9 protein-coding genes are annotated in these 13,421 nt (G+C 45.2%); all 9 read right to left on the bottom strand.

From position 1 onward, the window contains the following. Positions 1-208: 208 nt before the first annotated feature. Entirely contained in the window at positions 209-1,654 is a 1,446-nt protein-coding gene (gene malQ, locus PHF32_07595; protein MDD4560579.1) for a 4-alpha-glucanotransferase, read from the bottom strand. Further along, positions 1,651-2,658: a DNA polymerase III subunit delta gene (holA, locus tag PHF32_07600; protein MDD4560580.1), complete on the bottom strand. Its 1,008-nt coding sequence runs from the start codon at positions 2,656-2,658 to the stop codon at positions 1,651-1,653. Before holA ends, malQ begins: the two co-directional genes overlap by 4 nt. Next, positions 2,658-3,470, bottom strand: a complete 813-nt coding sequence (locus PHF32_07605; GenBank protein ID MDD4560581.1) for an undecaprenyl-diphosphate phosphatase — start codon at positions 3,468-3,470, stop codon at positions 2,658-2,660. Before PHF32_07605 ends, holA begins: the two co-directional genes overlap by 1 nt. Continuing rightward, positions 3,467-4,804 carry a divergent polysaccharide deacetylase family protein gene (locus tag PHF32_07610; protein MDD4560582.1) on the bottom strand — a complete coding sequence of 446 codons (1,338 nt, stop codon included), beginning with the start codon at positions 4,802-4,804 and terminating at the stop codon, positions 3,467-3,469. Before PHF32_07610 ends, PHF32_07605 begins: the two co-directional genes overlap by 4 nt. Further along, entirely contained in the window at positions 4,797-5,645 is an 849-nt protein-coding gene (locus PHF32_07615; GenBank protein ID MDD4560583.1) for a hypothetical protein, read from the bottom strand. Before PHF32_07615 ends, PHF32_07610 begins: the two co-directional genes overlap by 8 nt. 9 nt (positions 5,646-5,654) lie before the next feature. Beyond that, positions 5,655-7,130, bottom strand: a complete 1,476-nt coding sequence (locus tag PHF32_07620; GenBank protein ID MDD4560584.1) for a hypothetical protein — start codon at positions 7,128-7,130, stop codon at positions 5,655-5,657. After that, positions 7,127-10,033, bottom strand: coding sequence for a tetratricopeptide repeat protein (locus PHF32_07625; GenBank protein MDD4560585.1), 2,907 nt, complete (start codon positions 10,031-10,033; stop codon positions 7,127-7,129). Before PHF32_07625 ends, PHF32_07620 begins: the two co-directional genes overlap by 4 nt. A 61-nt stretch (positions 10,034-10,094) precedes the next feature. Beyond that, a complete protein-coding gene (locus PHF32_07630) occupies positions 10,095-11,243 on the bottom strand; it encodes an FAD-binding oxidoreductase (GenBank protein ID MDD4560586.1) in 1,149 nt (382 codons plus the stop codon). After that, the gene (locus tag PHF32_07635) at positions 11,240-13,315 is read right to left on the bottom strand and encodes an FAD-dependent oxidoreductase (protein ID MDD4560587.1); all 2,076 of its coding nucleotides are present in this window, start codon (positions 13,313-13,315) and stop codon (positions 11,240-11,242) included. Before PHF32_07635 ends, PHF32_07630 begins: the two co-directional genes overlap by 4 nt. Between the last annotated feature and the right edge of the window lie 106 nt (positions 13,316-13,421).

Raw genomic sequence — 13,421 nt, forward strand, 5'->3', positions numbered from 1 at the left:
TCGAAGAGATGGATAAATCCATATCTGCTCTAAAAGGGTATCGCAAAGCTGGATAATGACATACGAACTATTTCTCGCTAGCGACACTCCATTTTCCAAGCACTTAGGTGTAGGAAAGATTAGTTATGTAGACGAAGACGTCTGCAATCCTCCATGGACATTAGCATCATCTTCGTAGTTTCGGAAAGCTCCGTTACGATCTGAATCCTCAGTTTCGGGTCGGAGCTTCGGAAAGCTCGGTTACAAGCCGCCATTGCCAATTTCCCAAAGCTGTCCCCGGGATATTCATTCTGGCTTTCTCATCCAAAGCCAAAATGTCCTGCATGGGAAAGATCATACGCTTGCAACCAGACCGCCTGGCAGTTTCCATTATAATTTCTGCAATGTTTTCAGAGCTTGGCACCAGGCCATCCAAATGTATTTGACAGAACTCCTGGAGATGTTTCCGCGATGAGGAATCAATTGGCAAAGCATCCCACCAGCCCCTTGTGGTGTTATTATCGTGCGTTCCGGTATAGATGATCCGATCAGAGGGATAATCTTGCACATTGGGCACGCTCTCTTCGAAACAGAATTGCAGAATGATCATGCCGGGTAAACCCATTTCATCCCTGATTCTACATACTTCCTCGTTCAATATCCCCAAATCTTCCGCAACCAGACGATCTGTGCCAAACCTTTCGGTCAAAACACTGAATAAGTCTTGCGGTAGAGCTTTTGTCCATGCTCCATTGATTGCTGTATCAGGGAGGATGCCATTATTGCAGGCCACTTTCCAGTAGTTTACATAGCCGATAAAATGGTCCAAGCGCAATAGATCCAGAAAGTCCAGAGCTTGTCCAATCCTGTCGCTAAAGAGAGAAAAGCCCTCGTCCCGCAATTTGTCCCATTTATACGTAGGATTTCCCCAAAGTTGTCCTTCGCAGGCATATACATCTGGAGGAACACCCGCAACGCTGAGTCTAGCGCCTGAACCATCCAGATCGAACAAATGCTGATTTGCCCATACTTCAGCACTCTCGTAACTAAGGTACAATGGCATATCACCAAACAAAGTGATACCTTTTTGCTTCAGATACTGTTTCAAGCGCTTCATCTGATCTATAAAGATCATCTGTAATGCAGCCGCACGAAGTACTTCCGGTTCATTCCAGCAATATTCATAGAGCTCATTACTGTAATGCTTGTGAGCATTATCCCATGTGTACCATTCTGAATTGCCATACTTATGGCACAACCAGGCGAAGCACAGATATGGCTTTATATATCCGGCATGAATCTGAACGAATTCTTGAATGTCATTTTGAGCCAGAAATCTCTTGGCTGCAAGGGAAAGCATGAGGTCTTTCGCCTGGTGAACAGCAGGAAAATCCACAACGCTGTTTAGAGGTAAGTAAAGCAGTTCATTCTCTGATAACAGGCCGTCTTGCAATAGTAGCTCTGGACTTATCAGGTATTCATTGTAGGCAAATGCAGATATGGGATTGTAGGGAGAATTGCCGTAACCAGGATAGTTCAATGGCAGGATTTGCCAGATAGTGTGCCCTTCGCGTTCCAGATAGTCAGCAAAAGCATAAGCTGCGGGGCCCAAATCTCCGATGCCAAAGCTATTGGGAAGGCTGGATATGTGCAGCAGGATACCGCTTTGTTTCATTTCGTATTCAACGCTTGGATGATGCAAAGCTCAATTTGCAGGTTTTTATCAGCCAGACTGCTTTTTAACAAGGAGTCTGTCTCCAAAAGAATGCCAAAGATTGCTTCCAGGGCATTCAAGCTGTATTTTCTGGCAAAATCCAGATACTCTTTGCGCTGACTATAGTAAATATCCGATATATGCTTTTGCTGTATTTCAGTATCAGAAAGGTGCCGTTCCCGGAGTAAGTTGATCCGATACAGATTCATGAAGAAACGGTAGATACTAAAGAATATCTGAAGCGGTTCCACATCCGTTTGCAACATCAATGCACAGGATTCCAGAGCACTTTTTACTTGTCTGCCACCCATTGCGCGGAAGAAATCGATCTGAGTTCCAGCTCTGTTTCCGCTGAGACTGGTAAGCAAGTCTTTTGCCGTAATCTGCTTGCGGTCTCCCACCAAGAGCAGGAGCTTCGCAAGTTCATTTGCAGCGCTGAGGTAATCCATTTCCACACGGTTTGTAAATTCCGTGATAGCGATAGGTTCCATGCTTCTACCCTCTTTCCGGATTTCAGATAAAAGCCAGTTGCGAATCTCACTAACAAACTTCGGTGGATCACATATAACCTTCACTGATCCAGAGAGAATCGCCTTCCAAGCATTGAATTTGGCATCCGTCTTTTCCGTAACCACTATCAGGCTTTGGATGTCTGAAGGAGAATTGAAGTAATCCGCAACCACTTCGAGTTCTTTCTTCAACATCATCTCGGCATTCTTTATGATCACCAGTTTGGAACTGGAAAAGATGGTGAAGGTATCAAGGTATTCGCCTAAATCGGTGGCTTTCACTTCATCGCCATAGACTGTACTAACATCGATTTCACTTTTCTTTTTCAAAGAGTGCTTAATCTGGCTGATCACTCTATCGATGAGATAGGGATCACTGCCCACCAGCAGATAGTTTGTGCCCAGCTTCACTTTGGAAGCATCAAAAGCAAGAGCGCTATTATCGGGCTTTTCCATTATCCTATCAGTAAGAGAGTAATGGATATTGCGGAGACCAACCACACATAAAAGGCAAAATACTTCAGTGAACCAGATTGGATAAGGCGAATAAGAAATGCTATCACCAAGTATCCGCTGATAAATGAAACCACGAAACCGGTAATATAGAGGTGCAGAATCGACATATCCAGGGCCATGAGCGATCCCATTTCACTGATGTTTGCAGCCAGGATGGCAGGAATGGATAACATAAAAGAAAAGTATGCAGCATCCTTGCGTTTCACTCCGCAAAATAGTGCAGCGGTGATAGTTGTACCGGAGCGGCTGATACCGGGAATAATGGCAATACCTTGCGCCAAACCTATCAGAACAGACTTTATGAAACCTATGTTTGAGGCAGGTACCGAAGTGTTTTTCACAAAGTCGGAGGCAAAGATCAGGATACCAGTGATCAGTAGCATTATGGCCACAAACAGTGGCTTATCGTAGGCTCCCTTTAGCATGTCGTCAAAGATCAGATAAAAGAGTCCAGTAGCCAAAGTAGCAATAATCAAATATGCAATGATCGAGCGGTTTTTGCGGTGAGTTTCGCCATCTAGTCCGGATTTCCAGGAAAACAACGAAATGATAAGATCCCAGATTTGCCGATGGAAAAAGATAAACACAGCCAATAGAGTTCCCAGATGCATAAAGACTTCAAAACTGATGTCTCCTCCGGCTTCTATACCCAAAAAGTGCTGAGCCAGGACCAGATGTCCGGAAGAGCTGACGGGAATGAATTCCGTGAGCCCCTGGACTAAACCCAATAATACTGTTTGCAAAAAGTTCATAATATCTCCGGTATGTTTCGTTCTCCGATTTGAGACAGCGGAACCAAGGTGAATCCGGCTTTTTTCAGCCTTTTTAATATGCTTTTCAGATAATCCAACTTGTCACTATTGTGGCAATGTGTAATGGCAATCACATGATTCTGTACACTGGCCAATTCCAGGATTCGGTTCAATTTCGCTTCCATGGTAGATTGGCTGATGTTTGGGCTATCCAAAAAGATGTCGTTCCGAAAGGTTTTCAAATTCGATTTCTGTGCGGTTTGATAGGCAATGGAGACGTTTGTGGTTCGACTGTCCAAGAAGAGCATGTCATGCTTCTTCAATGCGTTCATCACTGCTTGCATCACATCGGGATCGGTGGTTGCCAAACTTCCCATGTGATTGTTTATTCCGATACAATCCGGCAGCTTGGCTTTGAAATGGTCCAGAATCTTGGCGATCTTCTCTTCGCTGTGCTGTACCAGGATGGCGTTTGAACCCGGATTCACTCTGGGATAGCCAATTGGCTCCATGGGAACGTGAATAATGGTCTCTCGCCCTTGAGCGGTAGCACGATGCATGGTGGATTCGCTGTTCTTTTCATCCGGGAATATTGCAAAACAGATCTCTGGATCAAGCTCGAAGAAACCATCCAGCAGGCTTCCGTCGATAGCACCAAAATCATCGATCACTATGGTAATGGTCTTGGTATCAGTTTTACTCTGATATACTGAAGAATCGTAATATATATCCAGTTCGTACCTTTCACGGATGCCTTTTTTGGTAAATGCAAGGCTGTGTTTATTGTGGTTATCCTTGCCTTCCAACAAAGCAGCACCGGCATGTTCCATAGCTCCTTTGAAGATCATGTTTGCATAAGTGAGATCCATCTGACTTCTGTCTATGGGAAGTGAGTAGCATACGATGTTTTCCACTTTCCTCCGGTGGGTAGCGCTAATGGGGACTCCCAGTTTCTCAGAGGTTTTGCGGACTACAAGATCAAGTTCGCTTTCACCGGGTTTTGGTTTATCCGGTTCCGGTTTCTGCTCTTTCTTGGGAGCTGTTTCATGACTGCCGGTAGCAGGTTTAGAGCTTGCTATTTCATCTGTTTGCCTATTATCTTGCAGTTCTCTTTTCTCGCTGGATACCGGCTTTGCGGTTCGTTCAATAATCTCTTGGGCAACTATCTGCTCCAAATCCTGGGGTGCAGGCATTGGTTCCCGAATGAGAGCCCACATAATCAAAGCTGTGGTGATGCCTGCAACCAGGAATAATCCCAAATGGGGACGGCGGCGTTTTATCTTCTTTATCTTGTGTCTCTTGCTTGCGTTTGGCTTCCTTATCGTTTTAGGCATTATTCACCTGATTGATGGAGATTGGATGCATTGTCAGCAACAGCCTCTGACCAAGTTTGATGATTGGATAGAAAAAGAGATTGGACAGCATAAAGGCAGCAAACAGCATAAACACATTAAAGAATATACTTCCCATACTAATAACCGGTATCAGTTCAATGAATAGCTGCTGGCCGCTTAAAGTACTTAGAAAACTCAAGGCAGGGCTGATAATCACTACAATCAGGATCAGATACAGTCGGATTGCAGCCAATACTAGCACCAGCATCAATACATTGTATCTCAAAGCAATCCAAGGATGACGTAACATCCATGCCAGACAGTGTCTTTCACTGCGCCTGAGGCTGAAATCCCGCTTTTGAAAAGGGCTGATCCACATCGATCGGAGGAAGTAAAAAAGAATCAGAAACACGGTGAAAGCGCGGAAAAAGAACCACACTCCCTGCCTGAGCGGTAGATTGATCCCATAATAATAGCTCAGGAATTTGCTGAGGACGTAGAAAGCCATCAGAACGATGAGAGTCACAAACAGATAAAGGTGCAGATTAATCACATGATCCCAGAAATCGCTAAGCCGCTTTGGGAAAAGGCGGTGGGGTCCCTCAAAGAAAGTACAGTATAGCTTCAGCACCATAAATGCAACATAAGCAAATAGGACAGTAAAGAAAACCAAAGGCAGATAATGAATTCGCATGGTCATCAAAGAGCTGAATGACTCCAGTAAATCACTGCCGGACAGCCAGTAAAATATCGTCCCAGGATACAGGAATACTTGAATACCGTTGTACTCGGAACACATGGCTTTTAGCAGATTGCGCAATATGCGTTGAAACTTGTTCAAATATACCGCCTAAAACCTATGGTAGATTCCAGCTTTGATAGAAACACCTTGTCGGGGCAGGTTGTTGAACGCTCTAATGTCTGAATTCAGAACATTCTCACACCGTAAGTACAATTTGCTAAAACGCTCAATCTCATACGCTCCTTCAAAGCTGAGATCAAATACCTCCTTCATATCCTGCTGTAGATGATCAACGCTGAAATAGTATTGATTCATTGAGACTGATAATGAATAGGGGTACTGATTGAAGCTAAAGGCGGATTCTGCCTGTAAAAGGGAGTTGTATGGCTTTCTGATCCAGTCCTGCTGTGCAAGATAGGCCAAACTAAGCTTCAGCGATTGGTCGAAAACCACTCTTCCCTGGCCGAAACCCGCGTGTATTGTGCTGGTATTTATAAATACATCGTCGTAATATGACATCGGAATTTTAGGATTGTTGCTATCTGTAAGAAGTGCATCGTTAATCCTATATTGACTGTTATTTACAACCGCGAAGCTGCGCAGAAAAGACTCTGTGCTTACGGGAAGGACATCCTCCAAACGGATGCTGAAATCCAATGGTATCAGAGTGTGTTTCGGTTTGGAAGGTATATATATCCATCGGTAAGCCCTGAGCACACCCGCATAGGGATTGATCTGAATACTGGGGCTGTTCACTATACTGAGTTGCTGATCGTAATCAGTTATGTAGCGCAAGTTAAATCCAGGAGCAGGTATGAAATGGCGGCCATCATACATCAAGTGCATAGAGCCCTTATCGAAGTTTGTGACATCGAATTCCGCGTAGCTATGCCAACTGCTGCGCCCCGTATGGAAGTAGCCTCGGTTTCCCCAATCAAAATCGGGAAAACTCAGTACACTACTGTGCACAAAGTTTGCACTGCTGTGTTCGCGCTCGAGACTCTGGTTGCGTTGATCAAGCAAGTCTATACCAAAGGTATTTGACATCCTGTTCAGGTCAAAATGTTTGAAGCTGTATCGGTCTTTAAATATATAGAGTTCGGCAGCCAAGTATTTACTATTTAGTGACTTTCCTTCTGCATCCAGGCGAATCAAATCCAGTGCCACGTCCTCCCCAGAGATCAACCGGAATGCTCCTGAACCCTGGAAATGGCTTGAGACATAATCACTCTTGGGAGCATACAGGGACATTGCTATACCCAGAGAACTAATGCTTTCATGATCGGGGCTGTACTTGTAATCCGCATCCAGCTTCATCCGGCTGCTAGCCTGTGCGTGAATGTAATGCTGCAGTTCGGGAGCCTTGTCAGAAGTCGTCTTTGCAGTCATTACCGGAAGTGATTCGGGCAGATAAGTGCGCAGGCTGTCGTTCATGAGACTATCGTTGCTATATGGTAGCGCTTTCTTGTACAAAAAGATCTTTACCTGGCTTTCTCCGCTAACTTCGATATCCGGCAGAACCTGGATCTGAGCAAAAAGGAATGAACAGATGAACAGGACGATGAAGAGACTCAGTTTTCTCATTCCTGCTCCTCATCTTGCATCAATGTGTTCAATTCTTGAAGATGCTGTTCCGAAAGCAAGGGAGCATAATCCCATAAATGCATTTGCGCTTCTTCGGTAGCACCTGACTTCAAGTAAGAAAGAATTGTATAGTATGCAGCATTATCCTGGATATCGGGAAAATCACCAAAGATCATCATAATCTTCCCCAATTCATCGATGGCTGCTTCGTAGTTTTCTATTCTATGCAGTATAAGTGCTTTATTCAGGAACGCAGTGGCATGGTCATGCGTGCTCGGACTGTTATTTATGATGTCTTCCGCAAGAAGATCCGCTTCGTCGTAATGCTGGCTATGCATCAGGTAATCCAGCTTCAGGATGCTCGACGCGTGAACTTGCGTTTCGTATTCGGCACCCAGATCCCAAAGCTGCTCAAAGTCTATAAATCCCGCAGCAACTGATGCTGAAAGGGCTTTGTACCATAGTTCTGGACTGGGTTCCTGTTGTAGTGCGTCGTGGAACTTGTTTATTGCATCATCATAGTTACCTGTTAGAATATCCACTTCAGCCCAACTGATCAGTGCCTGCATATCCTGAGTATCGGAATAGAGATTACTGAGCAATGAATCTGCCTGTTGATACTCGTTCAGGTTTATCAAGCTCTGTGCCATCAACATCTCCACATCATTGCGCTTGTAGTCGGGGAATTCGCTGCGGAGGTTTTGGGCTTGTTCCAAGACATCATTCCACATATCGCGCCCGGCATAGAGCTTTGTGAGTAAGTAGGATAATTCAAAACGGATATATTCGCTGTGGAAGGAATCTGCCATCTCCATCAATTCCATACTCGGAGCTGGATCATCGATTCGGGACAGAGAGAAGTCCAAGCCGGTAAAGACTTCTCGTAGAAGAGCTTGATCGGCATCGTTGAAGTCTTGAATATTTCTGAAACGACGCAGTATGTTCATGTAATCGGTGGTCGCTTGGTGATAATTTCCCAAGTTGAAATAGCTGTTTGCTACATCAGCCAGCACGGGGAGGTAGTATTGCGAATCAGGGTAAGTCTGCAGAAAATGATCAAAGAGTTCCAGGGCGAGGTTGTAATCCCCGGCAGCGTATGCGGATTTGGCTCCCAGATACAGGTATGTATCCGGACTCTCCTGACCTTCGAAGAGTTCCATATATAGTCGAGAAGCTTCAGTGTATTGTTTTAGCTGATACAGACACAGTGCTCTATAGCTCTTTGCTTCACTTTTCCTTAGCTTGTCTTCAGTGCTGTTTTCTGCCGTCTGAAACTTCTGCAAGGCTGTTTGATAGTCTTTTCGGCTAAAGTGAATGTGCCCTTCCAAGATCAGGGAATCGTAAATGGGTTTCAGTTTCGATACCCAAGTTTCGGCATGATCATATTCACCGGAGTAGTAATATATCTGAGCCACTCTCAGGATCGCATCGGAGTTTTCAGGTTCTGCTTTCACAATCTCCAGAAAAGCGTCCAAAGCCAGATTGTAGTTTGCCATGTAAAAATCCATCTCTGCCAGATAAAACTTGGCAGAGGGTAAATATGCTGATCTGGGATGACTTTCTATCAATTGCTGAAATGCGGATGTTGCCATCCGGTAATCTTTGCTTTCGTGATACAAGAATCCCAGATAGTAAAGTGCAGCATCTCTATCTTTTCCCGTGGGATACAGATTCAAGTAACGATTGAAACTTGCTAAGGCTTGGGAATTGTCTTTCACCTTTAGCCAAGCCTGGGCTATATAGAGATCAATGTCTGCTAAAAGCAGACGTTTGTTACTTTCCCTTCTTGCCTGAGCCATGTATCTTAAAGCTTCCGGATAATCCTGCTTCATGTAAGCGAAATACCCCATTGTGAAGAGCTGTTCCGCTTTCATCAAATCATTCTGAGGCTGATCGATAAAGCTTCCCAGTTGAAGCATAGCTGCCATCGGTTCTTTCTGAAACAGAATCTTGAGCCGTTCCAGATAGCTGAGCACTTTTATCTCCGGTTCGGACTGCTTCACAAGTGTTGCAAAGATGCTGTCAGCCGCTTGTGTTTCTCCTGCTTTTACAAGGACTAATGCTCGGAGATAGTCGAAGTGGGAACCTCGGGCATCGCTTTTGGACAATAGCTCAGCTGCCTCGCCAAAATTATCCACGGCAATGGCTTTGTGGATGCGTAATAGCTGGATTTGAGGATCGTTCAATATTGTCGGAATCCTAGCCATGTGTTCATCAAATTCCTGGAAGCGATTGTTGTCCAAAAGGTACTTTGCCCATACAACGTTACTTTTAGTGTAGATATGGCTTTGCTCATTGATGCCATACAACACTTCTTTGGCTTCCTCCTCTTTTTGCAGTTTAACCAGAACCTCGAAATACTCGTATTCAATCTCAGGTTCAGGAGCTTCTTTCAGCGTGTATTGATAGGATAGCATGGCACTATAGTATTGACCCAGTCTGCGATACAACCTGGCCCGGTATAGGTTTGCCCTAGCCAAAAGGACTGTGTCCTTGGTCTCGGATTCCAGGATCTGGATCTGGTGCATGGCTGCAGAGTAGTCTTCCTGAACTATCAGAGTCATAGCCCGATACAGATAGATATTATGGCGCAGAGAGAGTTCCAGATCCTCTGTCAGGAGTTCGTTGTAAATGCGTAATGCTTCGTCGTGCAACCCTTGTTCCAAGGCCAGATTCGCCCCGAGAAAGCGCAGATGCTTATTATAATAGCTTTGGGGATAACGTGCCTGAAAGCTGTTTATCTCACGGGACAGTCTCTCCCCGGCTCCTCGTTCATATAGTTCAACGATGTATTGATAGGCATAACGTTCCAGATTGCTGGGCTTGATCGTTTGCGCATAAGCAATGTGTGCAAACAAGGTTCCCAGAACCAAGATTGCCACAAGCACCTTGTATATGGGCATCCATATTCTCCATTTGTTGTTTGTGTCAGCAGAGCGGAATAGGGGTATCCTGTCAATGGCTTTATTTAAAAGCCTCCTCGGCGCTAAAATCCCTGTGGGGATCAAAGCTCTTTAAAACACGTAAATCATCTTCGCTCAATTCTTCCAATGTCATACGGGACAAAAGCTCTCCCATGCCGGGACCCATCATGAATCCCTGTCCGCACATACCTACTGCGTGGATCACGCTTTCATCTTGTTCGCTTCTACCAACGATTGGGAATCCATCAGGTGTATTTGGATACTGACCCCGCCATGTTCTACGAACCTTCAGGTTACGCAGGCGTGGATAGATTTCTATCATTCGTTTACTACACATCGGAAGAAATGTTGAAGTGGAACGGTTATCTATACCCAATATCGGGGGATCCGGAGTGATGCAGAATACTACCTGGCCTTCATTGTTTTGATAAAAGTAGAAGTTAGCACTGCCCGGTGCTTTGCGCATATCAATCACCATTGGGCCAAAGAATCTCTCCACAGGTTCGGTAATACCTGCTTCATGGTTGTCTGGAAAGACCTTCAGATCATCTCCGGTCATTTTTCCGATCTCACGGGCATGATTCCCCGCAGCGTTGATTACCTTTCCAGCTTTATAACTACCTTTATTTGTTATTACTTCACATCCAGTACTGCCATCATGCTTGATTCCTGTTACCAATTCCTGAAAGCGGAAATCCACTCCTGCTTGTTTGGCGTGAAAGTAATATGCATTGGTGGTCAACAAAGGAGAGCAACTGCCATCTTCAGGAGAATATGTGCTACCCAGAAGCTTGTCCATCCTTATTCCGGGTACCAGTTGTTCATATTCTTCTGCGCTCAACCACTTTATATTCAATCCATAGCTATGCTGAACTTTCATCAGGTCCTGAAGTATTTTGGCGTCATGTTCATTATAAGCAGGATACGAATAGCCATTGCTCATCCAGCCAATATCGTCTCCACGGTTTTCTTTCCAATCACGCAGAATCTCGATTGATCGCAGGCATACCATTATCTTGCCAAAATCTGAATGTGTAGCGCGGATTCCCCCGATTGCTTTTTTGTTGTTCTGCTGCCCGGGAGAATGTTCACCTTCAATAACCAATACCTTCTGACCTTTTTCCGCCAAACTCAATGCTGCGGGAATACCTATTGCTCCAGCTCCGATTACTACTACATCATAAATCATTTGTTACCTCCATCCGGGAATGTTCCCAATGGCACTTCCACGAAGATGGGACGCTTGGTATTGGGTACCACTTCAGACACTGGGATGCCTTCTTCGCGTAGCAGAGACTTGATCATCACTTCGCAGGTCTTTGCCCCACAAGGGCCCATTCCAGCTCTGGTAATAGCTTTTATCTGATTCAAGTCATTGATACCTTTTCTGATAAGAGACCTTACCTCACCCACAGTTACACGTTCACACAGGCAAATCATTGCATCATTTGCCATTCTCTTTTGAACGATTGCTTCCGGCAGCGCTGCCGATACCGCGGGATCCTGTACTCTGAACCCAGCCACCTTGCGTGCTATGGCACTAGGAACCTGAAACTTGACCAAGGAAGTATGTTTTTTCTTGTATTCCATAACTGATACTACCTCAAACTCACCTAATTCACCCGCATTGATGTCACAGAGTATTCGCTTGTCGCCCTCTTTAACCGCTATATTTGTTATCTCATAAGCGATTGTCACAGTAGGATGTTCTGCGTCTTTTCTATAATCCACAAGTGTGATAGCCAATCCGGGGCAGATAAGTAGGCATTTGCCACAACCGATGCATGAACCGGTATAGCGAGGTAAAGCCAACAGACTGCCATCCTCGGTTTGGATGGAATTTGTCGAACACACAGTGGTGCAAGGATTGCATGGTATTTCCTGGAGGCAGTGGATCACGGGCATTACTCCTCTCTCTTTTCCAAGTGGTTGATAGTCTTTTATCTTTCCGGGATGTGCTTTTAGTACTTCCGCCTTGGTATACCAAGATTCGGGGATATCTTCCACAGAGTCTCCCTTCATGGTTTTGGCTATCTTCAGTCCGGCTATCTTACCATTAAACATCGCTGAGCTGGCTTCTGCGATCTCCAAAGCATCTCCGGCAGAATCGACAGGGATGCCCGCCATCTCTGCCTGGAGAGCAAACTCGGATAGGGAATCTAAACCAACCGCAATCAGGATGGTATCGCAGGAAAAAGACTTTTCGGTGCCTTCAATAGCGTTGAAGTGTTCATCCACTTTCGTGATTGTTACGCTCTCCACAGTCTCTTCCCCATTGGCACAAAGAATTGAGTGCGAAGTGTAGATCGGCACTCCTAATCTACGCAGTTTATCAGCGTGAACCTTATATCCGCCGCAGGCCGGCATTGCTTCTGCCAATCCCACAACTTCTATTCCCGCCTGCAGGGCATGATATCCAGCGATCAGCCCCACATTGCCGCCACCCACTATGAAGAGCCGCTGGGTAGGACGCACCAGATCTCGGTTTACCAATGTCTGAAATGCCCCAGCGCCATATATTCTCGCCAACTTATTGCCTGGAAAACGCAGGAACTTTTCCCTGGCTCCGGCTGCGTTCAGGATTCTTTTGGGAATTACCAGCTTGTACACACCATCTTTCAGTACTCCCACTTTTTTGTCGCTGAAGACAAAGAGAGCAGTGCTGTTTACCCATGTACGCACACTGGAGTATTGCTTTAGCTCCTCAGCCAGTATTTTACCGATTTCGTGTCCCCTGGTACCCGCTCGACTGTCTTCTTCAGAGCCAAAGAACTTATGTGTCTGCAACACCAGTTTACCGCCCAAAGCATTTTTATCATCGATCAATAGAGTATTCACATTGTGTTTCCCCAGCTCTGTAGCGGCAGATAATCCTGCGGGGCCTCCCCCGATTATCAGGACATCGCATTCTACTTCTTCGATGGGTTCAAAATCTTGCGGTTCCACATCTTCAGCCAGCGTGGGCAAGCCTTCAGCGCTTTGCACAATCATGTTTTCTGCTACTGAAGTCATGCAAGATTTTACAGCTATTCCATTTGCGATCACTGTACACTTTGCGCATTGTCCGTTTGCGCAAAATATGCCTTGCGCACTTCCATCCTTGTGATGATGACCAAATACATTGATGCCGTTGGCGATTAATGCCGAGGAAATCATCTCCCCTTTACGGGCCTCCAGTTTCGTATTGTTAAAATAGAAGCTTACAAGGTCCAGTTCCGAAACATCCAAAATCGGATGCTTCTCAATACGGAATTGCTCCATGTGTCAATCTCCTTGTATGAGATAGTATTAGACTTTTGAAACCCACAAAATGCTGATTCCGGATATAAAGTTTACGGATGCCTGCAGATGTCAAGAAAAAGAGTGC

It is taken from the genome of Candidatus Cloacimonadota bacterium (assembly GCA_028706475.1).
In the GTDB taxonomy this organism is placed as follows: Bacteria; Cloacimonadota; Cloacimonadia; order Cloacimonadales; family Cloacimonadaceae; genus UBA5456.

Bases quoted from the DNA above. Each gene is read 5' to 3' on its own strand.
- PHF32_07635 (MDD4560587.1), bottom strand. From the start codon at position 13,315: ATGGAGCAATTCCGTATTGAGAAGCATCCGATTTTGGATGTTTCGGAA.
- PHF32_07610 (MDD4560582.1), bottom strand. From the start codon at position 4,804: ATGCCTAAAACGATAAGGAAGCCAAACGCAAGCAAGAGACACAAGATA.
- PHF32_07630 (MDD4560586.1), bottom strand. From the start codon at position 11,243: ATGATTTATGATGTAGTAGTAATCGGAGCTGGAGCAATAGGTATTCCC.
- PHF32_07625 (MDD4560585.1), bottom strand. From the start codon at position 10,033: ATGCCCATATACAAGGTGCTTGTGGCAATCTTGGTTCTGGGAACCTTG.
- holA (MDD4560580.1), bottom strand. From the start codon at position 2,658: ATGGAAAAGCCCGATAATAGCGCTCTTGCTTTTGATGCTTCCAAAGTG.
- PHF32_07620 (MDD4560584.1), bottom strand. From the start codon at position 7,130: ATGAGAAAACTGAGTCTCTTCATCGTCCTGTTCATCTGTTCATTCCTT.
- malQ (MDD4560579.1), bottom strand. From the start codon at position 1,654: ATGAAACAAAGCGGTATCCTGCTGCACATATCCAGCCTTCCCAATAGC.
- PHF32_07605 (MDD4560581.1), bottom strand. From the start codon at position 3,470: ATGAACTTTTTGCAAACAGTATTATTGGGTTTAGTCCAGGGGCTCACG.